The sequence below is a fragment of the bacterium SCSIO 12643 genome (genome assembly GCA_024398135.1).
In the GTDB taxonomy this organism is placed as follows: Bacteria; Bacteroidota; Bacteroidia; order Flavobacteriales_G; family Salibacteraceae; genus CAJXZP01.
The window spans coordinates 1-18,128 of record CP073750.1 but is presented as its reverse complement, the minus strand read 5'-3'; the positions used below and the strand labels follow the sequence as shown (position 1 = coordinate 18,128).

Sequence of the window (18,128 nt, the reverse complement as noted above, 5' to 3'; positions counted from 1 at the left end):
AAAAAAGCCTAAATTTGAATCGTTTTAATAACGTTTCAGATATGAATATCCCTGACATTGATCTACCACGAATCGTTGTAGTTGGTAGTGGTTTTGCAGGTCTTCGATTTTGTAAAAAAATTGATACTTCCAAATATCAAGTGGTATTATTGGACAAGAATAATTATCACACATTTCAACCTTTATTATATCAAGTAGCCAGTAGTGGTTTGGAACCGGATTCTATTGTATATCCGATTCGAAAAATCTTCAAAGGAAAGAAGAATTTCTTTTTTAGGATGGCAGAAACTCATCGTGTAGATGCAGAAGGTAAATTTATCGAAACTTCAATTGGGAAGATCAAGTATGATCAGTTGATCATTGCGACAGGAGCAACTTCCAATTATTTTGGTATGAAGAATATTGAGAAATATTCCATGCCCATGAAAAGTCTGGTGGAAGCATTAAACCTCAGGAGTTTGATCATTCAGAATTTTGAGGAAGCTTTGAATACGACTGATTTGGTTGAGCGCGAAAGTCTGATGAATTTTGTAATCGTTGGTGCTGGAGCTACCGGGATAGAGCTGGCAGGCGCATTGGCGGAACTTAAAGAGCAGGTTTTACCTAATGATTATCCGGATTTGGACATTCGGAGAATGCAGATTCATATTTTGGAGGCCAATGATCGGGTACTGGCAAATATGAGTGCCGAATCTTCAGCAAAATCTGAAAAGTATCTGAAACAACGTGGTATTCACATTTGGTTGAATACGATGGTAAAAGATTACGATGGACGGACAGTTATTTCCAATAAACAGAACTTTGAAGCGCGAACCTTAATTTGGGCTGCCGGGATTATGGGAAGCTCTCCTGAGGGGTTGAAAATTGAGAAAACCAGGGGACAGCGTATTGTAGTTGGTGAGTGTAATGATGTGAAGGGCGTTGAAGATGTTTATGCCATCGGAGATATCGCACAGATAGAAACAGATCTATACCCTAAAGGTAATGCTATGTTGGCTTCAGTTGCTGAGCAACAGGGAGCACATTTAGCTAAAAACTTTAATCTGAAAGCGAGAGGGAAGGAGATGATACCTTTTGTGTACAATGATAAGGGGACTATGGCTACCATCGGTCGAAATAAAGCTGTGGTGGATCTTTCGTTTATTAAGTTCGGAGGGTTGTTTGGTTGGCTTACGTGGATGTTTGTCCATTTGATGTTACTGGTCGATTTCAGAAGCCGCTTGGTAGTGTTTATCAATTGGGTTTGGAGTTACATTTTTTACGACAAAGGAACCCGTTTGATTATTCGAAAATTTAAAGGAAAAAATCTCAAATAGGACATTTTACGCGTCCATTTTTTCAATTTTAATGAGAAAGTTCGGGGCGAAAAACAAATAGTGTGCCGTTTTGGTTTTTTGGGTTTAACTAATTGTTTTTTAGGTTTTTGTGTTTGTTAATTTTTAACAAAATTAGTCTTTTTTTTTCATGGTTATTAGGTATAGGATATTTTAATTCGTATCGAAATAATTACTAATTAAACTAAGACATATGAAAAAACTAGTATTAAAAACAATGGCATTGACCGTAATCCTATTTGGAACAGCTCAAACAAACTTAAATGCCCAGGTGGTAGAACAAGGAACCGCTATTTTCGATGTGTATTATGGATTCCCTAATCTATATACCACAGTATTAAAATCTGCTTACAACAACGAACCAAGTGTATCAGTTACAGGTACAGGCCCAATTGGAATTCGAGGAGAGTATATGTTGACCGATAAAATTGGTTTTGGATTGGATATTAATTATACCAATACAACCGCAAAATGGACAGATACGCTAAGTACTTCTTACAACTATGAAGTAAGCGTACCAAGATTCAGAGCAATGGGTAAATTTAATTTCCACTTCGCACAAAGTGATGTGTTTGATGCATATACTGCAGTAGGTGCAGGATATAGTAGTTGGAAAATGAATGTAACCACAAATGACCCAAGCTATGTAGATGATTCATCTTTATCAAACCCAATTCCAATTGCATTTAGATTGGCACTTGGTGGAAGATACTTCTTCACGGATAACATCGGATTAGGTTTAGAGTTCGGATTAGGTGGAGGAGCTTTAATCCATGGAGGATTAGCGATTAAATTATAAGAACCTAATAAAATTGATAAAGAAGGCCGCTGGATAATTCCAGCGGCTTTTTTTGTGACCAATTTTTCAGGAATACGATGAAAGTCATGTTTTTAATCCTATTTATCGTTATATATTTGTGTGCATAACGAATATGGAGAATACGTATCATATTAAATCACGATTTTGGATTTCTTCCAAAGAAGGAACTTATCTGGGTGAGGGTAGGGTAAGACTGCTTCAAGCGATTGATAAAAATGGTTCTATTAGTGCGGCTTCAAAGGAGTTGAATATCTCTTATAGAAAAGCATGGAAGATGATTGATATAATGAATTCTCAGGCTAAGTCTCCATTGGTTGAACGACAAACCGGAGGGAAAAAAGGAGGAGGAACCGTAGTAACCAAAGAAGGAAAGAAAGCAATTGCTTCTTATTTGGTATTAAAAGAAAAATGTAATGCTTTTATGGATCAGGCATTTGCCGAAATGGATTTTAACGATTAATGATTCAAGATGTTTCCATAGTGATTTTGGCGGGAGGAAAAAGCTCTCGAATGGGTGAAGATAAGGGGCTTTTGAATATGCATGGACGTTCATTCATTGATCAGTTAATGCATACTTTAAAAAGCGTTTCATCCCAAATATGGATATCTGTTGCAAAACACAATAGGGTGAATTATAAAAAGTATGCGTCTCAATTAGTCATAGATGAATATGTGGACTTAGGTCCTCTGGGCGGAATCACTTCTGTTTTAGATCACATTCAAACAGATTGGTTTTATGTGATTTCAGTAGATGCACCATTGGTGACTGAAGAGGTTTTAAAGATGCTTTGGAATACGAAGGAAGGTTATGAAGCAGTGGTTTTTGAAACTGAAGGGAAAATCCATCCATTAATAGCGTTGTATCATAAGAGTACTAAGCAAACCTGGAGGTTGGCTTTGAATGAGAACAGGTTAAAGATTACAGAATTGGTGTATCAAATGAAGTATAAAACGGTTGTAGCAAATGCGGAACAAACCAAACAACTTAGAAATATCAATACACCTAAAGATTATAAAGAAGTTTTAAGAAGTTAGAAATATGAAAATTAAGATTTTATACTTCGGAGCAATAGCGGAAATCATGCAAAAAACAGCTGAAGAGCTGGAAGTAGGTAAAAAGACCTATTTGTATGAACTCAAAGACAAACTAGAATCTTTTAACAAGAAGTTGAAGGAGATGAATTTTGCTTTAGCGGTAAATCAAAAAATGACTCAGCAGAATATAGAACTACAAAATGGGGATGAAATCGCTTTTTTTCCGCCATTTGCCGGAGGCTGATTTTTAAGAATATAAGAATGGAGAAGACGAAAAAAATTAAAAATGTATTTAGAGAAGGTGCTATAACACCTGATATGATTGCGAAGTCGATAGCGGCTCATCAATCAAAAACACAAATTGGTGCACATGAAATCTTTCTGGGGCAGGTGCGTGCAGATCAGATTGAAGATAAAACAGTAAAAGCCATTGAATATACCGCACATGAGGAGATGGCCAATCAAATCATGCATGATATTAGAGAAGCAGCTTTTGAAAAGTTTGATTTGAGTTGTATGCACATCTACCATAGTCTGGGAGAAGTAAAAACTGGAGAAATTTGCTTGTTTGTTTTTGTATCTTCAGCACACCGATTGCCGTCACGAGAGGCTTTAGCATTTTTGGTAGAAGAGATTAAGCAAAAAGCGCCAATTTTTGGAAAAGAAATCTTTGAAGACGAGAGTCATCAATGGAAAGTAAATAATTAGTAGGAAATAAAAATTAGAAATAGGGAATGATATAAGGATGGGGCCGATGTAGAATTTAAAATAACAACACCATGGAAATAGGAAAGCCTTCTGAGGCGGAATTTGAGCAAGTCATTCAATTGGCAAATTCAATGAAATTAGATGTGACCGATGCCAGTCGAGAACAGTTTATTATTGTCAAAGATTCAAATTATGTAGCGGCTTTTGCCAGAATATTTCCGAAAGGGACGTTATACGAATTGGCTACATTGGGAGTCGTTAAAACTTATCGTGGACAAGGATTGAGTATGTTGCTTGTTGAGAAATTACGCGAATTATATCCTCAATTATATTTAGTTACAGTAATCCCCGAATATTTTAAAAAACTGGGATTTGAAGTATCTAATGAAATTCCCAAAGAATTAGAATCCAAGTACAATCAATGCGAGTTATGGCATGGCTACGGAGATCCTGTGGTGATGAAATGCGAAGCATAGAAAAGACGAAAATGGTTGATATAACACACAAGATAAATACTTTAAGAGAAGCAACAGCACAGGCCACAGTTACCGTGAGTTCAGAAGATACTATTACAGCTGTTCAGAATAATACCGTGCCTAAGGGGAATGTATTTGAAATGGCAAAAGCAGCTGGATTATTAGGGGTGAAAAATACGCCTCTAATTTTGCCTGATTGTCATCCGCTACCTATTGAGTATACTGGTATTGATTATGAAATTGACGGATTGCAAATTCGTATCAGGATGACCGTAAAAACCATCTATAAAACGGGAGTGGAAGTAGAGGCGATGCATGGGGCAAGTGTGGTGGCGCTAACCATGTATGATATGTTAAAGCCAATTGATAAAGGGGTGGAGATTCGAGACATCAGATTACTGAAGAAAAAAGGTGGTAAATCTGATTTTAAAGACCGTTTTAGAACGGATTTAACAGCAGCGGTGATTGTATGTTCAGACACCATTTCTGCAGGGCAAAAAGAGGATAAAGCAGGAAAAGCGATCATAGCCAAATTGGAAGATTCTCAGGTAGAGGTTAAAGATTATGTGATCATTCCGGATGAAAAAGAAGACATTCAGGATAGACTAAATACATATGTGGATCAGAATCTGGATTTGGTAATTTATACCGGTGGAACCGGATTATCAAAAAGAGATGTAACCCCAGAATCTATTCAACCATTATTGGATATGGAAATTCCGGGAATTGCTGAGGCGATCAGAAGTTATGGTCAGGAGCGAATGCCATTTGCTATGCTTTCCAGAAGTTTGGTAGGTGTAAAAGAACAGACTTTGGTAATGGCTTTACCAGGTTCTACCAGAGGAGCTCAGGAATCAGTAGATGCGGTATTTCCATTTGTATTACACCTGTTTAGAATCATGAAGGGTGCCAGACATGATAATTGATCAATACGATAGGGTTCATAGTTATTTGCGGATCTCTCTGATAGAACGCTGTAATTTACGTTGTACATATTGTATGCCGGAAGAAGGAATACCTCTACTTCCAAAGTCGCATATTATGCGTAATGAGGAGATCATTGACATTGCTCGTGAATTCGTGAATTTAGGTGTGCGTAAGATTCGTTTGACTGGAGGGGAACCTTTGATGCGTAAAGGATTAGACTTTATTCTGGAAGGATTGCAGAGCTTAAATGTAGATTTAGGGATGACCACTAACGCTATTTTATTGAATCAACATTGGGACCTTTTAAAACGTACAGGGTGTACTGCGTTAAATATCAGTTTGGATTCGCTTCAGGCTGAAAAAATGAATCAACTTTCCAGACGGAATAAATTTGAGATCATCATGGATAATATCCATGAAACCATACGAAGAGGTTTTGATGTCAAGATCAATGTAGTATTGCTGAAGGGAACCAATGATGATGAAATAGTTGATTTCATAGAATGGGGTAGAAATTTACCGATAACCGTTAGATTCATTGAGTTTATGCCATTTAGCGGGAATAAATGGGACTGGAATAAAGATGGAATCACGCTAAAGGATGTTCTTCATAAAGCAGAAAATTATTTTGGAGAAGAGAACGTAGAACGTGTATCAGACGCACCAAATGATACCTCTAAAAATTATCGAATAAAAGATTCTATTGGAAAGTTTGCAGTTATTAGTACAGTGTCCAATCCATTTTGTGATACATGTAATCGAATTCGTTTAACCGCAGATGGAAAAATGAAAAACTGCTTGTTTTCAAATTCTGAAACAGATATTCTTGGGGCCTATCGAAGTGGTCAACCCTTAAAGGAAGTCATTTTGAATGGCGTTTGGAATAAAAAGCAGGCCAGAGGCGGTATGACCCAATTCGAAGATTTTGCCGATCCTGTTCAAAATCAGGAGAACCGTAGTATGATTCGAATAGGGGGATAGTTTATTTTTTTATAAAGACCTCTTTCGTATCCGTTTTTAAATCACCATTTAAGCGAAATTTCCAATTTTCGTATAAAGTAACCTCTTGGGTATGCGTGGAAAACATACAACTCTTACAGTTTATGGTACTCTGAATTTGTGAGATTTGTACCTGAGATATAACATCCTCACGATTAGTTGTTTTTATGTTTATAAATACGGGGTTGTTTTCACCGTAATAATTGTTGATGATTTTGTCCAGGTTAACATTTAATGTTCCATCACCGGTAACAGGATAATATTGTTCCAAAACTGTTGAGTTAGAATCTACAATGTTTACAAATGATTTATCTGTAGGTTCAAAGTTCGTAAAATGAATCTCTAGCATTGGAGTATTTTGAACAAAGCAATCTACTTTTCTGCAGCAACTAGAGGTAATTAAAAGGGTGGATAAAAGTCCGGTAATTATTAAAGCAAAGCGTTTCATAAGGTTGTAATAATTTTAGTTGACGTTTAAACGTTCAAATTAGTAGACGTATTATATGCGACTAAAGTTAAATTATACGCCCTTCATCTTTAAGGAATTGTATGAGTTGTATAATCTCTTTTTTATCCGATACTGGAAAAGTATCAATAATTTCAAGATCTTTCTGTCCCTTAGATTTTAGATTTAGAATACGCTCAATTTTTGCTTCTTTAGATTGAGGAATAGGTTTTTTTTGACGTTTGATACAGACATCACAAATTCCACAATCATCTGGCTCATCAATACCAAAGTATCTCAGGATAATTTTGTTTCGGCATTCATTTTTTGAGGTTAAGAGTTCTATAAAAGTATCTAAACGTTGATGTGCCATTTTTTTGAGTAGATGGTAGTTTTCAGGACTAATCCGTAGATTTTGTTCCATAACCGCATTCTCAGTAAAAGTCAGCCAGGGAACTTCCGTTTGTTCACGATAATCAATCAAATTCAGTTTTTTCAGTTGTCTGAAATGTTGCACAATAGTTCTCCGATTTTGTTGGGTACGTTGACCTAATAAGGTTTCGTTGATTACTTGAAAATCATCAAATAGACCAGTGTATGAGCGGAGTAGAACTTCTATGGTTTCTCCGACAATTCGATCTTTTAATCTATAGTTATACAATGTCTTTTGAGAAGCTGTAATCATGATTCTGGAAGGTGTACGCGCAGCATCGCTTAAAGAAATATAACCTTCTTTCTCCAGGAATTTTATCGAATTGTAAACCACACCAGGTTTTAAATTATAGCGTTGACAAATTTCCGTAATTTGAAAAGGCAAAGAAGATCCACCACCGGTTCCGGGAGGTAAAAGATAAAAGTTCGTAAGGACTTTGTAAATATGTTTAATTGTTTTGAGTTCCGGGAAAGAACGCTCCAATCTGTTGCGGATTTCGGTTAGATCAGCATTGTTGAATAGTACAATTGACCAGGCTTTTTCACCATCGCGTCCTGCTCTACCAGCTTCCTGATAATAGGCTTCTATAGAGAGGGGGAGATGATAATGTGCGACAACACGTACATCGGGTTTGTCGATCCCCATTCCAAAGGCATTTGTGGCACATATATAAGGTTTTTCGTTTTTCATCCACAATAGACGTGCGTTTTCGCGATCTTGATATGAAAGACCACCATGATAAAATGTAGAAGGAATGGACTGAGATTGTAACCAATCAGAGAGCTTTTTGGTGTCTTTTCTGGTATGTGAATATACAATTCCTGCACCTTCAGTTTTTCGAAGAATCTTTTGAATTCTATCTGTTTTATTATCCGTTTTAATAAAGTAATACGAAAGATTTGGTCGAGAAAAGTTACCTTGAATAAGCTGATGATCAGAAAGCTGTAGAAATGTGCCAATATCTTTTACGACTTGTGGTGGAGCACTCGCAGTTAAAGCTAAAATGGGAACTTTGGGTTGTAATTCCCGAAGCTTTGACAATTTGAGATAATTCGGACGAAAGTCAAAGCCCCATTGCGAAATACAATGCGCTTCATCAATAGCAAATAAAGCGACTTTCATGACTTTTAATCGCTGTTGGAATAATTCCGTATTTACACGTTCAGGAGAAACATAAACAAACTTGTATTTGTGATATACCGCATTTTCCAGTGCAATATCTACTTCTCGATAACTCATTCCGGAAGTGATTGCAATAGCCGAAATTCCGTTTTTTTTGAGATGGCTTACCTGATCATTCATCAAAGCAATCAAAGGAGAGATAACAATGGTGACGCCATCTAGAGTCATCCCAGGAACTTGATAACATATGGATTTACCGCCTCCGGTTGGAAGCAAAGCAATAGTATCACGAGCACTTAAAATACTCGTGATGACTCTATTTTGATCTGGTCTAAAATCCGGGTAATTCCAGTATTTCTGAAGTACTTCCCGTGCTTTATCTATCATGCGTAAACCTTCAATGTATTATTCCAATACAATTTTAAAGGTTTGTGTGCTATTCTGATCAGAAATATTTAAAATATAAACGCCTTTAGCATGTTGGCTTAAATCAAAAGGAACATTTGTTCTGGATCTGGTTGCACGAATAGTTTTTTCGGCAATCGTTTTTCCGGATACGTCTGTAATTCTAAATTGAACAGGATGTCCCGTAGTGATATTGGTAAATACCACATTTACGATTCCGGATGAAGGATTAGGATAAATGGAGATATCCTTTTTGATTGTAATGGTATTCACTGATGTCACTTTTAGATTGACTTGAGAAGTCCCTTTACAACCCTTTGTATCTTTCACGTAAACCGTATAAATACCGGAAATTAGTCCGGTATAAATATTACTCGTTTGATAGGTGATATTGTCCAGACTGTATTCATAAGGCGGATTTCCTCCTGAAACGTTTAAGACAATTGAGCCATCATTTGACACATTTGTGGTTGTTGGAACAATAGAATCAACAATGGAGATATCACCCGGAGCAGATACATAAATGGGTTGAGAAGTACCTATACAATTGCTATCATCTCTTACATAGAATGTGTAATATCCTGTATCCAGTGATGAGAAAATATTACTGGTACCCCAATTGATACTATCAGAACTCAATAATAAGTTCCCAGATCCACCTGAAGCGGTAAGAGTAATAATCCCATCCGTATTCCCATTACAGGTTACCGGAATTATGGTTTCTTGAAAAGCAAATGTATCCGGACCAACCAAATTAAACGGAACCTCAGCGATGCAGGAGCCATTCTTAATAAAAACCGAATGGTTTCCTGGTGTTAGTTGAGAAAACATGTTTGAGTTTTGATACACTCCCTGATCTAATTTGTAGCTGTAATTTGGGGTGTTTCCACCAATGGCTTGCACCATAACCTGTCCAGTAGCATCATCCGGGCAAGTAAAGGCCCCGGTAAGAACAGTAGTTCCTGTAAGTCCGGAACAAGTATCCGATAGTTGAATATGCGCAATTCTTGTGCTCCAGCTGGAAGCAGCATTGTATTCTCCGGTAAACCAAAATGTAGAATCATCCGCAGGATCGATCGTCATAGCGGCATAATCTCCATAACGATTGCTCAGATTTGCAGCCGTTCCATCCACAATAGTTTGTTCCGGTAAGGTCATGACGCCTGAGGAATCAGAAACATTTCGACCTGTATACCTCAATGAAGGAAAGGTGTTGGTACCAGCTACAGAATAAGCTAAACAAATAGATCCGTTGGAGTTGATTTCTATGGATGCCATCCAACGACTTTCAGAAGTAGGAGAGTAGGTCCCTTCTTGATACAAGGACCAATCGGTTGTTGGTGTTTTTCTAAATTCATACCATCTGATTCCCGCTCTGTCATTACCATCAACATCAGTAACATGACATGCCACCATAGCTTCGTAAAGTCCAAAGTTTCTGTAATTCATTCGATTCATTAAAACTTCTCTTAAAGGATCTAATTGAACAGAAGAACCTTTTTGTGTAATGGCAGAGAAAGAGAAATAACCATTTAAATCAGAATCAAAATCGGTGACCGAAATGGTTTTAGTACCTGCAAATACAGAGTTATTTATATTGTCAAAATCTGGAGTAAACTCCCAATATTCCAGATAATCTGAGAATGGGTCTGCATTTCCGGGATAATGTGCTTCATCGTCTACATGTCTCCAAAATGTAGCAGGACTTACTGAAGCAGGCATAGATGCTCCATCAAAAGTTACTGGAGTTAATGTCTGGAATCCAAAACCCGATAAATCCGCAACCGATTGACGAATCATATTTGCTGGTGCTCCTACCAACATAGAGTCTCTTTGGAAAGCATAAATGGCACTGGTATTTTCGTTAGAAGTACAGTAATATCCATCAGGCCATACTGAATACTTTGGATAATCAGGAAAGTTGGTTGCCTGGAAAACATACGTATGGAAATTTCCCATGGGATCATTCGTTACCGAAATTGCAACCAATAGTCGATTACCAGAAGCTGAGAATTCACTTAAAAACCATCTTTCTGCCAGTTGATCATACATTACGATAGGATCACCTAAACCTGAAAAACCAGTGAACATATTGTCAAAGCTTAAGTTTCCTGTTACAGAGTTTCCTGATTTATCATACACATTATAGATTGCGCCACCGGAACCATTTACCATTTGAATCACATATTGATTTCCTGCTGCTACACAAGGATCAGGTGGATTGACATTGGTATAACCTATCCCATTAAAAGATTGTAACAATGATGAAGTAGGAACTCTTTGCGTAGAAATTCCCTGATTCGGATTCCATAATGGATCAATCTTAGGATACATATTACGTTCAACCGGGCTTACCCGATTTCTATCTTTAAAGTTTTCAATTTCATAATATTCTTGTGGAGTAGGAACATGGCTTTCAGGAACCGAAATCTGATCAGGTTTTGCAATCCCGAGGTATTGCCCCTTAACCATAGTTAAATCACCCGATTTTTCTTTTTCCTGTGCATTCACAGATAAAATTGAAAGTCCGGTAATAAATAGTAAAATATATCGTAGCATAGATTTTGTTTTGAACGGTAAATATAGCATTCTAGATGGCTTTTACATAATTCATTTTTAAGTACATTGCGTATTCAATTCACAATCAATATTCATTGGAAAAAGTACATTACCTGAAACAAACCAAAATCCTGCTTACTGCAATCTTATGTTGCTGCTCTATCTCTTTGTTTGCGGGAGGTATCAACGGAACTTTATCAAATTCGAGAGGAGAAGTATTACCTTATGCAACCATTTATATTAACGAAATTCAGTCAGGAACAACAACCAATCAAAGTGGATACTTTGAAATTATTTTAGCTCCAGGAACATATAATATGGTGTTTCAATATTTGGGGTATCAAACGATTTCTAAGCGTGTTACCGTTGGAAGTGAATTTGTTTCTCTGGATGTGATATTGCAGGATAAGAGTGTGGAATTAAGATCAGCCACGGTATATGCTGGAAAGGAAGATCCTGCGTATACATTGATGCGAAAAGCCATAGCAAAAGCTCCCGTACATTTACAAGAATTAAACTGGTATACAGCTCAGGTGTATATGAAAGGCTCAGGTAGAGTCATAGATGCACCTTTTTTTATTCGTAAAAAATTAGCGGAAGAAGGATTTGATTCTACTACTGCATATATTTCTGAAACAGTAACTAATGTGAGATACGAAAGACCGAACACCTACAAGCAAGAGGTGATCTCTACAAGAACAAGTGGCTCCAGTAATAACTCAGCACAGAATAGTTTTATATTCAGTTCATTCTATCAACCTGAGATAGCGGGAATGATATCTCCATTTTCTAAAAAAGCTTTTAGCTATTATCGATTTAAGTATATCGAGTCATTCGAAGATCGTGGTTATACGATTAATAAAATTCAGGTGATTCCTCGTTCTAGTGGAGACAACGTGGTGGAAGGATATCTGTATCTGGTTGAGAATGACTGGAATATTTACAGGATCAATTTCGTGACGTATGAGGAAGGTATTAAAGTGTGGATTCGAGGGGTTTATGCGCCAATAAAACCCAAAATTTGGCTTCCGGTCACATTGAAATTTGACGTCACGGGGTCTTATTTCGGAGTGGACTTTGAATACAATTATTTGGCAACGGTAGGGGATTATGTAGTAGAAGTAAATCCGGATTTGAATTGGGATATTGAGATTATAGACGAAAAAATAGACAAGGATTTAGCTAAAGAAATCGAACGCCTGGATAAGGAAATGGATGCGCAAGCCAATGCGCAAAATGGATCAGATTCAACACGATCAACTAAAAAAAGTGCAAAGGTGACCCGGAAGCAGCTCAAGAAAATGCTGAAAGAGTATGAAGAACAGGTAGATGAAGAATTTGAAGAAGAGAAAGATGTAGTCATTGATTATAATTTCACTATTGATTCGATGGCCAACAAAAAAGATTCTGCTTATTGGGCGCAAGTGCGTTCTGTTCCATTAGATTCTCATGAAGTAAGAGGTTATCAAAAGCTAGATAGTATCATGATTGCAGATATAGAAGAAGCAAAAAATGATTCGATCAAGAAAGCTACTTTTTCCCCTTTGGAACTGTTTTTTGGAGGACATACTTTTAGATTTAATGATTCCAGTAGTTTAAATGTCTCTGTGCCTGTAAGTTTTAACACTGTAGATGGTTTTTTAGTTGGAGCGAATCTAAGGTATAGATATAAATTTCAGGATTCCAGTTTGCTTCAAGTAACAGGAGAAACGCATTATGGCTTTTCCAGAACAACGTTATTGGGACAAATGCATTTAAGATACATATACGGAGAGCGATTGAGGAGAGGTTCTTTTGAATTGAGCGGTGGTAAAATGGATGTGCAGATTAACGGTGATGAACCAATTAGTCCGTTGTTGAATTCATTTACTTCTTTGTTTATGCAAGATAACTTTATGAAACTGTATCAGAAGCAGTATGTGAAGTTTAGATGGGCGCAAAACCTCACAACCAAATGGAAACTAGAAGCATCTGTTCAATATGCTGAACGACAACAATTAGAAAATACTACTGACTTTACTTTTATCAAGTATCATAATAGAGGATATACTTCAAATATTCCTCAAAACGAAGAATATAATGGTTATACCCATGTGACTAAATCGGAATTGTTAAATCTGGACTTTAAAACGGAATTTAGGCCCTGGCAAAAAATCTATGTAAGAAACGGTAAAAAGAGATTAAGAGATCATTCTTCACCGACTTTATGGTTGAGATATCAGCACGGTATTCGTTCCGAAAATGATTTAGGTGGATTTTCCGACTATAGTTTAGGAATTACGCATTACATGAAAGTGAGAGGAGCCAGAAGGTTACGTATAAATGCTTACGGAGGAATTCGAGATTTTAGGGGGGATACCACTCATGTTGATTTTGTTGATTTCGTACATTTTATGGGGAATGAGTCACCATTTGTGAATTCAAATCCAGCTACACAGTATAGAATGTTATCTTATTATGGAAACAGCACAGCTGATGCATATGCTTCGGTATTATTGAATTATGAGTTTAGAAAGTTATTACTCACTCAGCTCTTTTTTGTGCGAATGACCGGATTAAAAGAAAATCTATTTGCCAACTATCTCTATACGCATTACAATGATCTGCATTATGCTGAGTTTGGGTATACATTAAACAATCTATTTAGAATCTTTAGGGTAGAGGTAGTGACTAATACATTGGATGATCCGTTTACCAATTGGGCGGTACGATTTGGAATTACGACCAATTTTGCTTTTGATTGATTACTTAAGTTTGTAGTATGAAAGAGGAGTGCTGCAATATTGGTGATGTGGTCCAAGAGTTCTATACTTATTTGAAAGCGTATGTATTGAAGAAAGTAGGCGATGAACATGTTGCGGAAGATATCGTTCAGGACGTAATGCTAAAATTGGTAGAGTCTCATGAAAAGTCTATTGAGATTGAAAATATCAAAGCATGGCTTTTTCAGGTAAGCCGAAATACCATATACGATCATTATAAAAAGAGTAGAATAGTGGTAGAAGTCGATGATGCATTAGAGGCTGTTGATGATGCTTTTTCAAAAATTATGGTATCAGATTATATCATTCCAATGATAAAATTATTACCCGCTGAATATGGAACTCCTTTAATGTTAAGCGATATTGATAGCGTGCCACAGAAAGAAATAGCTGAGCGGTTAGGATTAGGCGTTTCTGCAACCAAAATGCGTGTACAACGTGGTCGAAAAAAACTTCATAATTTATTTATTGAATGTTGCGATATTGAATACGATAAAAATGGAAACTTTATCAGATGTACCATTAAACATTCGTGCGAACCTCTTCAAAAAATCTCAAAAGAAATAAAAAATAATTCATTGTGATACATGCACTTATGTATCTGGTGAAAAAATAACTCTAAAATTCTGTGTCTTTTGTGTCTGATTTAAGACTTCATTACAAATGAAAATCTTAAAGTCATGAAAACAACAGAAATAAAAATATTGCACTCATCTTGTTGCGCAGTTGGATCTCCGATTAAATCTCAAATTGAGAGAATAGCAAAGAAGAACAATTTAGAAGTTAAAATTGAAGAATTGTCTGAGTTGGAAGATACTATGGTGTATGGTACCATGATATTCCCTTCCATAGTGGTAAACGGTAAAGTATACGACTATAAGAAGTACTGGACAGAAGAAAAATTATTATCTATCATATAATCAAAATCTATGGAAAGGTTCACAGAGTTACTTTCTCAAATGGCTGATTATTTGGTTTATGATTTACTGGGAATTGTAGAACAGAGCTTGTTTGGGAATGCACTTCATTATTTTATAATGGGGTTTACTGAGATTATTGTACTGGTCATTTTGGTTACCTATTTTATGGGAATAGTAACGAGCTATTTACCGATGGACAGGATTCGTTTGTATTTGGAGCGAAACAAAAAATCTGGGTTTGGTAATGTTTTAGCTGCTTTGTTGGGGGCAGTCACACCATTTTGTTCTTGTTCGTCTATTCCTCTTTTTGTAGGAATGATGCAGGCAAGAATTCCATTGGGGATTGCCTTATCGTATTTGATTACTTCACCATTGGTAAATGAAATTGCGATTGCGATCTTTTGGGTATCATATGGTTGGAAAATTACAGTCATATATGTCACTTCAGGAATTGTGTTAGGTGTGGTAGGAGGAATTGTTCTTGAAAAATTAGGAATGTCCAAATATGTAGCGGAATGGATTAAGCAATTGGGAGAAAATAAAGTAGAGAATATTGAAGACAAAAGATCTTTTGTGGAACATGTACCTGAAATTCATGCTGAAGCCAAAACCACACTAAAAAAGTTGGTTCCATATATTTTTATTGGTTTAGCAATTGGATCTTTTATTCATGGATATGTTCCGGAGTCGTTTTTTGAAACTTATATATCCAAGTCAAATCCATTGGCGGTTCCACTAGCTGTTTTACTGGCAATCCCTTTATACATTGATGCTGTGGGCGTGTTACCAATTATAGAATCTTTGGTTGATAAGGGAGTGCCTTTAGGTACTGCCATTGCTTTTATGATGGCATCCATTGGCTTGTCTTTTCCTGAGGCACTATTACTTAAAAAGGTCATGCAGAAAAAGTTGATTATCGCCTTCTTTTCTACGATCGGTATAGGAATGATCTTATCCGGTTTTTTCTTTAATCTCATTTTTTAAATCCCAATTATGAAATCATTTATATCATCTGTGAGTGCAGTTTTTGTAGCACTCACAGCTTGTACCTGTTGTATTGGGCCATTGATGTCTTTGGCAGGAATGTTAGGTGTAACCGCCTCACAATTGATATGGTTATCGAGTATAAAAAACTACTTAATAGCATTTAGTTTACTATCCATTAGTTATAACCTGTACCGGGCATATTTCCCTCAAAAACAAAATGAGTGTTGTGAGTTGGATGCATACGAAGAGTTTTCCAAACTCAATAAAACTGAAAGAAAAACTGTGTCATTTTTTCAGTCAAAAGCCTTTTTGTGGAGTATAGCAGTGCTCACCATTCTCATCTTAATATTTCCATATGTATTCAATTAATTTAAAATCAATGAAAAATTTAAAGACAATAGCTTTTATGGCCACAGCCATGTGGTGTATATTTCCTGAAATAGGAATGAGCCAAACTCAAGAAAAAACAGAAGTCTCAAATAAGATAGTCCAAAAGACCTATCGTCTACAAGGGTTTAAACAATCCTGTTGTTCAGGAATCATCAATTTCTCGTTAGAAGAAGTAGAAGGATATATCAAGTTAAAACATCAGCAGGTTACAGTATTCTATGATGAAAGTAAATGCACAGAAGAACAAATAAAAGCGGCAATAAATCAAACTCCGTATAAAATATTGGAAGAAGTAGAGTAGTAATCCATATTGTTATAAACTAAAAAAGCCCGACCATTTTGGTCGGGCTTTTCTTTTATCTTGAAGAGAAATTACTGTAAAGTAATTTTCTTTTGTAAGTCATCAATATAACCTCTAAAACGTTTATCCGTATCAATCAGGTTGTTTACTGTTTTACAAGCATGTAATACTGTTGCGTGATCTTTTCCTCCGGTATGTGCTCCAATACTTGCTAAAGAAGCTTTAGTCATTTGTTTAGAGAAGAACATGGCAATTTGTCTTGCCTGAACAACTTCACGTTTTCTGGTTTTAGATTTCAATAATTCCATTGGTAGATTGAAATAATCACAAACTACTTTTTGGATATACTCAATAGAAACCTCACGTGCCGTATTCTTCACAAATTTGTCAATCATTTGCTTAGCTAAATCTAATGTGATTGACTTTTTGTTCAATGAAGACTGCGCAATCAAAGAAATCAAAGCACCTTCCAACTCACGAACATTCGTGTTGATAGAGTAAGCCAGGTATTCCACAACTTCTTTTGGCAATTCAATACCTTCGGTATACATTTTCTTTTGAAGAATTGCGATACGTGTTTCTAAATCCGGAGATTGTAAATCCGCATTTAATCCCCATTTAAAACGAGATAATAAACGTTGCTCTACACCTTGCATTTCAATTGGTGGTTTATCCGCTGTTAATACCAATTGTTTACCTGATTGGTGCAAGTGGTTGAAGATATGGAAGAATACATCCTGTGTTTTTTCCTTACCAGCAAAGAACTGTACATCATCAATGATTAACACATCAATCATTTGATAGAAGTGGATGAAATCATTGTGTGTATTGTTTCTTACAGATTCGATAAACTGTTGTGTAAATTTCTCAGAAGAAACATACAGTACAGTTTTTTCAGGATGATTGTGTTTAATCTCCAAACCAATAGCCTGCGCCAGGTGCGTTTTACCTAATCCAACACCACCATATATAAATAATGGATTGAATGAAGTTCCTCCCGGTTTATTTGCTACAGCAAAACCTGCAGAACGTGCTAAACGGTTACACTCGCCTTCCACGTAATTCTCAAAAGAAAGATTGTGATTTAATTGAGAATCCACAACTACTTTTTTCAAACCTGGAATAATAAACGGATTTTTTATTCCACGTGCGCCTATTTCCATAGGAACTGAGATCGCTGGATTGCGTGCAGCTGACCTGTTACTGGCAGGAACGGTTACCTGAGTTGGCTTCTTACTGGAAGACACAGAGTTCTCCATTATAATACTATAATCTAAAGTACCACGAGGACCTAACTCCTTTTTAATGGTCTTCTTTAATAAAGTAATATAATGCTCCTCCAGCCACTCATAGAAAAAGGGACTAGGAACTTGAATTGTTAATGTGTCGCCTTTTAAGTTAACCGCTTTAATAGGTTCAAACCAAGTTTTAAAACTTTGAGGACTTACGTTGTCCCGAATAATGTCTAAACACTTGCTCCAAACGTCTTCATAAATTTTGCCCAT

At 36.4% G+C, this 18,128-nt stretch carries 19 protein-coding genes; 15 read left to right on the top strand and 4 right to left on the bottom strand.

Annotation, left to right across the window (positions count from 1 at the left end; all coding sequences use genetic code 11):
* Positions 1–41: 41 nt before the first annotated feature.
* The 9 genes from KFE94_00095 to moaA all read left to right on the top strand — a co-directional run bounded on the left by KFE94_00095 (position 42) and on the right by moaA (position 6,281).
* On the top strand, positions 42–1,316 hold the full coding sequence (locus tag KFE94_00095) for an NAD(P)/FAD-dependent oxidoreductase (protein ID UTW68179.1): 1,275 nt from the start codon (positions 42–44) through the stop codon (positions 1,314–1,316).
* A 211-nt stretch (positions 1,317–1,527) separates the two neighbouring features.
* Positions 1,528–2,133, top strand: a complete 606-nt coding sequence (locus KFE94_00090) for a hypothetical protein (protein UTW66546.1) — start codon at positions 1,528–1,530, stop codon at positions 2,131–2,133.
* A 133-nt stretch (positions 2,134–2,266) separates the two neighbouring features.
* Entirely contained in the window at positions 2,267–2,614 is a 348-nt protein-coding gene (locus KFE94_00085; protein ID UTW66545.1) for a LysR family transcriptional regulator, read from the top strand.
* The gene (locus tag KFE94_00080) at positions 2,614–3,189 is read left to right on the top strand and encodes a molybdenum cofactor guanylyltransferase (protein ID UTW66544.1); all 576 of its coding nucleotides are present in this window, start codon (positions 2,614–2,616) and stop codon (positions 3,187–3,189) included. Before KFE94_00085 ends, KFE94_00080 begins: the two co-directional genes overlap by 1 nt.
* A gap of 4 nt (positions 3,190–3,193) precedes the next feature.
* A complete protein-coding gene (locus KFE94_00075; protein UTW66543.1) occupies positions 3,194–3,433 on the top strand; it encodes a MoaD/ThiS family protein in 240 nt (79 codons plus the stop codon).
* A 17-nt stretch (positions 3,434–3,450) separates the two neighbouring features.
* Complete coding sequence (locus KFE94_00070) at positions 3,451–3,897, top strand: molybdenum cofactor biosynthesis protein MoaE (protein ID UTW66542.1); 447 nt, start codon at positions 3,451–3,453, stop codon at positions 3,895–3,897.
* A 71-nt stretch (positions 3,898–3,968) separates the two neighbouring features.
* Positions 3,969–4,373: a GNAT family N-acetyltransferase gene (locus KFE94_00065; GenBank protein UTW66541.1), complete on the top strand. Its 405-nt coding sequence runs from the start codon at positions 3,969–3,971 to the stop codon at positions 4,371–4,373.
* 11 nt (positions 4,374–4,384) lie between these two features.
* The gene (moaCB, locus tag KFE94_00060) at positions 4,385–5,299 is read left to right on the top strand and encodes a bifunctional molybdenum cofactor biosynthesis protein MoaC/MoaB (protein UTW66540.1); all 915 of its coding nucleotides are present in this window, start codon (positions 4,385–4,387) and stop codon (positions 5,297–5,299) included.
* Positions 5,289–6,281, top strand: coding sequence for a GTP 3',8-cyclase MoaA (gene moaA / locus KFE94_00055; protein UTW68178.1), 993 nt, complete (start codon positions 5,289–5,291; stop codon positions 6,279–6,281). Before moaCB ends, moaA begins: the two co-directional genes overlap by 11 nt.
* A gap of 1 nt (position 6,282) precedes the next feature.
* Here moaA and KFE94_00050 read toward each other — a convergent pair whose 3' ends face one another.
* The 3 genes from KFE94_00050 to KFE94_00040 all read right to left on the bottom strand — a co-directional run bounded on the left by KFE94_00050 (position 6,283) and on the right by KFE94_00040 (position 11,263).
* Positions 6,283–6,648, bottom strand: a complete 366-nt coding sequence (locus KFE94_00050; GenBank protein ID UTW66539.1) for a hypothetical protein — start codon at positions 6,646–6,648, stop codon at positions 6,283–6,285.
* Between the two features lie 166 nt (positions 6,649–6,814).
* On the bottom strand, positions 6,815–8,686 hold the full coding sequence (locus KFE94_00045) for a RecQ family ATP-dependent DNA helicase (GenBank protein ID UTW66538.1): 1,872 nt from the start codon (positions 8,684–8,686) through the stop codon (positions 6,815–6,817).
* A gap of 18 nt (positions 8,687–8,704) precedes the next feature.
* The gene (locus tag KFE94_00040; GenBank protein ID UTW66537.1) at positions 8,705–11,263 is read right to left on the bottom strand and encodes a T9SS type A sorting domain-containing protein; all 2,559 of its coding nucleotides are present in this window, start codon (positions 11,261–11,263) and stop codon (positions 8,705–8,707) included.
* A gap of 95 nt (positions 11,264–11,358) precedes the next feature.
* Between KFE94_00040 and KFE94_00035 the strand changes: the two genes are divergently transcribed.
* From KFE94_00035 to KFE94_00010, 6 genes are all read left to right on the top strand, one after another.
* Complete coding sequence (locus KFE94_00035; protein UTW66536.1) at positions 11,359–14,007, top strand: carboxypeptidase-like regulatory domain-containing protein; 2,649 nt, start codon at positions 11,359–11,361, stop codon at positions 14,005–14,007.
* Positions 14,008–14,024: 17 nt separating this feature from the next.
* Positions 14,025–14,609 (top strand): sigma-70 family RNA polymerase sigma factor, encoded by a 585-nt coding sequence (locus tag KFE94_00030; GenBank protein UTW66535.1) that lies wholly within the window; start codon positions 14,025–14,027, stop codon positions 14,607–14,609.
* A gap of 96 nt (positions 14,610–14,705) precedes the next feature.
* Positions 14,706–14,945 carry a thioredoxin family protein gene (locus KFE94_00025; GenBank protein UTW66534.1) on the top strand — a complete coding sequence of 80 codons (240 nt, stop codon included), beginning with the start codon at positions 14,706–14,708 and terminating at the stop codon, positions 14,943–14,945.
* Positions 14,946–14,954: 9 nt separating this feature from the next.
* Complete coding sequence (locus KFE94_00020) at positions 14,955–15,929, top strand: permease (GenBank protein UTW66533.1); 975 nt, start codon at positions 14,955–14,957, stop codon at positions 15,927–15,929.
* Between the two features lie 9 nt (positions 15,930–15,938).
* Positions 15,939–16,301, top strand: a complete 363-nt coding sequence (locus tag KFE94_00015) for a hypothetical protein (GenBank protein ID UTW66532.1) — start codon at positions 15,939–15,941, stop codon at positions 16,299–16,301.
* Between the two features lie 10 nt (positions 16,302–16,311).
* Complete coding sequence (locus tag KFE94_00010; protein UTW66531.1) at positions 16,312–16,623, top strand: heavy-metal-associated domain-containing protein; 312 nt, start codon at positions 16,312–16,314, stop codon at positions 16,621–16,623.
* A gap of 71 nt (positions 16,624–16,694) precedes the next feature.
* Here the strand turns inward: KFE94_00010 and dnaA are convergent, their stop codons facing one another.
* Positions 16,695–18,128, bottom strand: a complete 1,434-nt coding sequence (gene dnaA, locus KFE94_00005; GenBank protein UTW66530.1) for a chromosomal replication initiator protein DnaA — start codon at positions 18,126–18,128, stop codon at positions 16,695–16,697.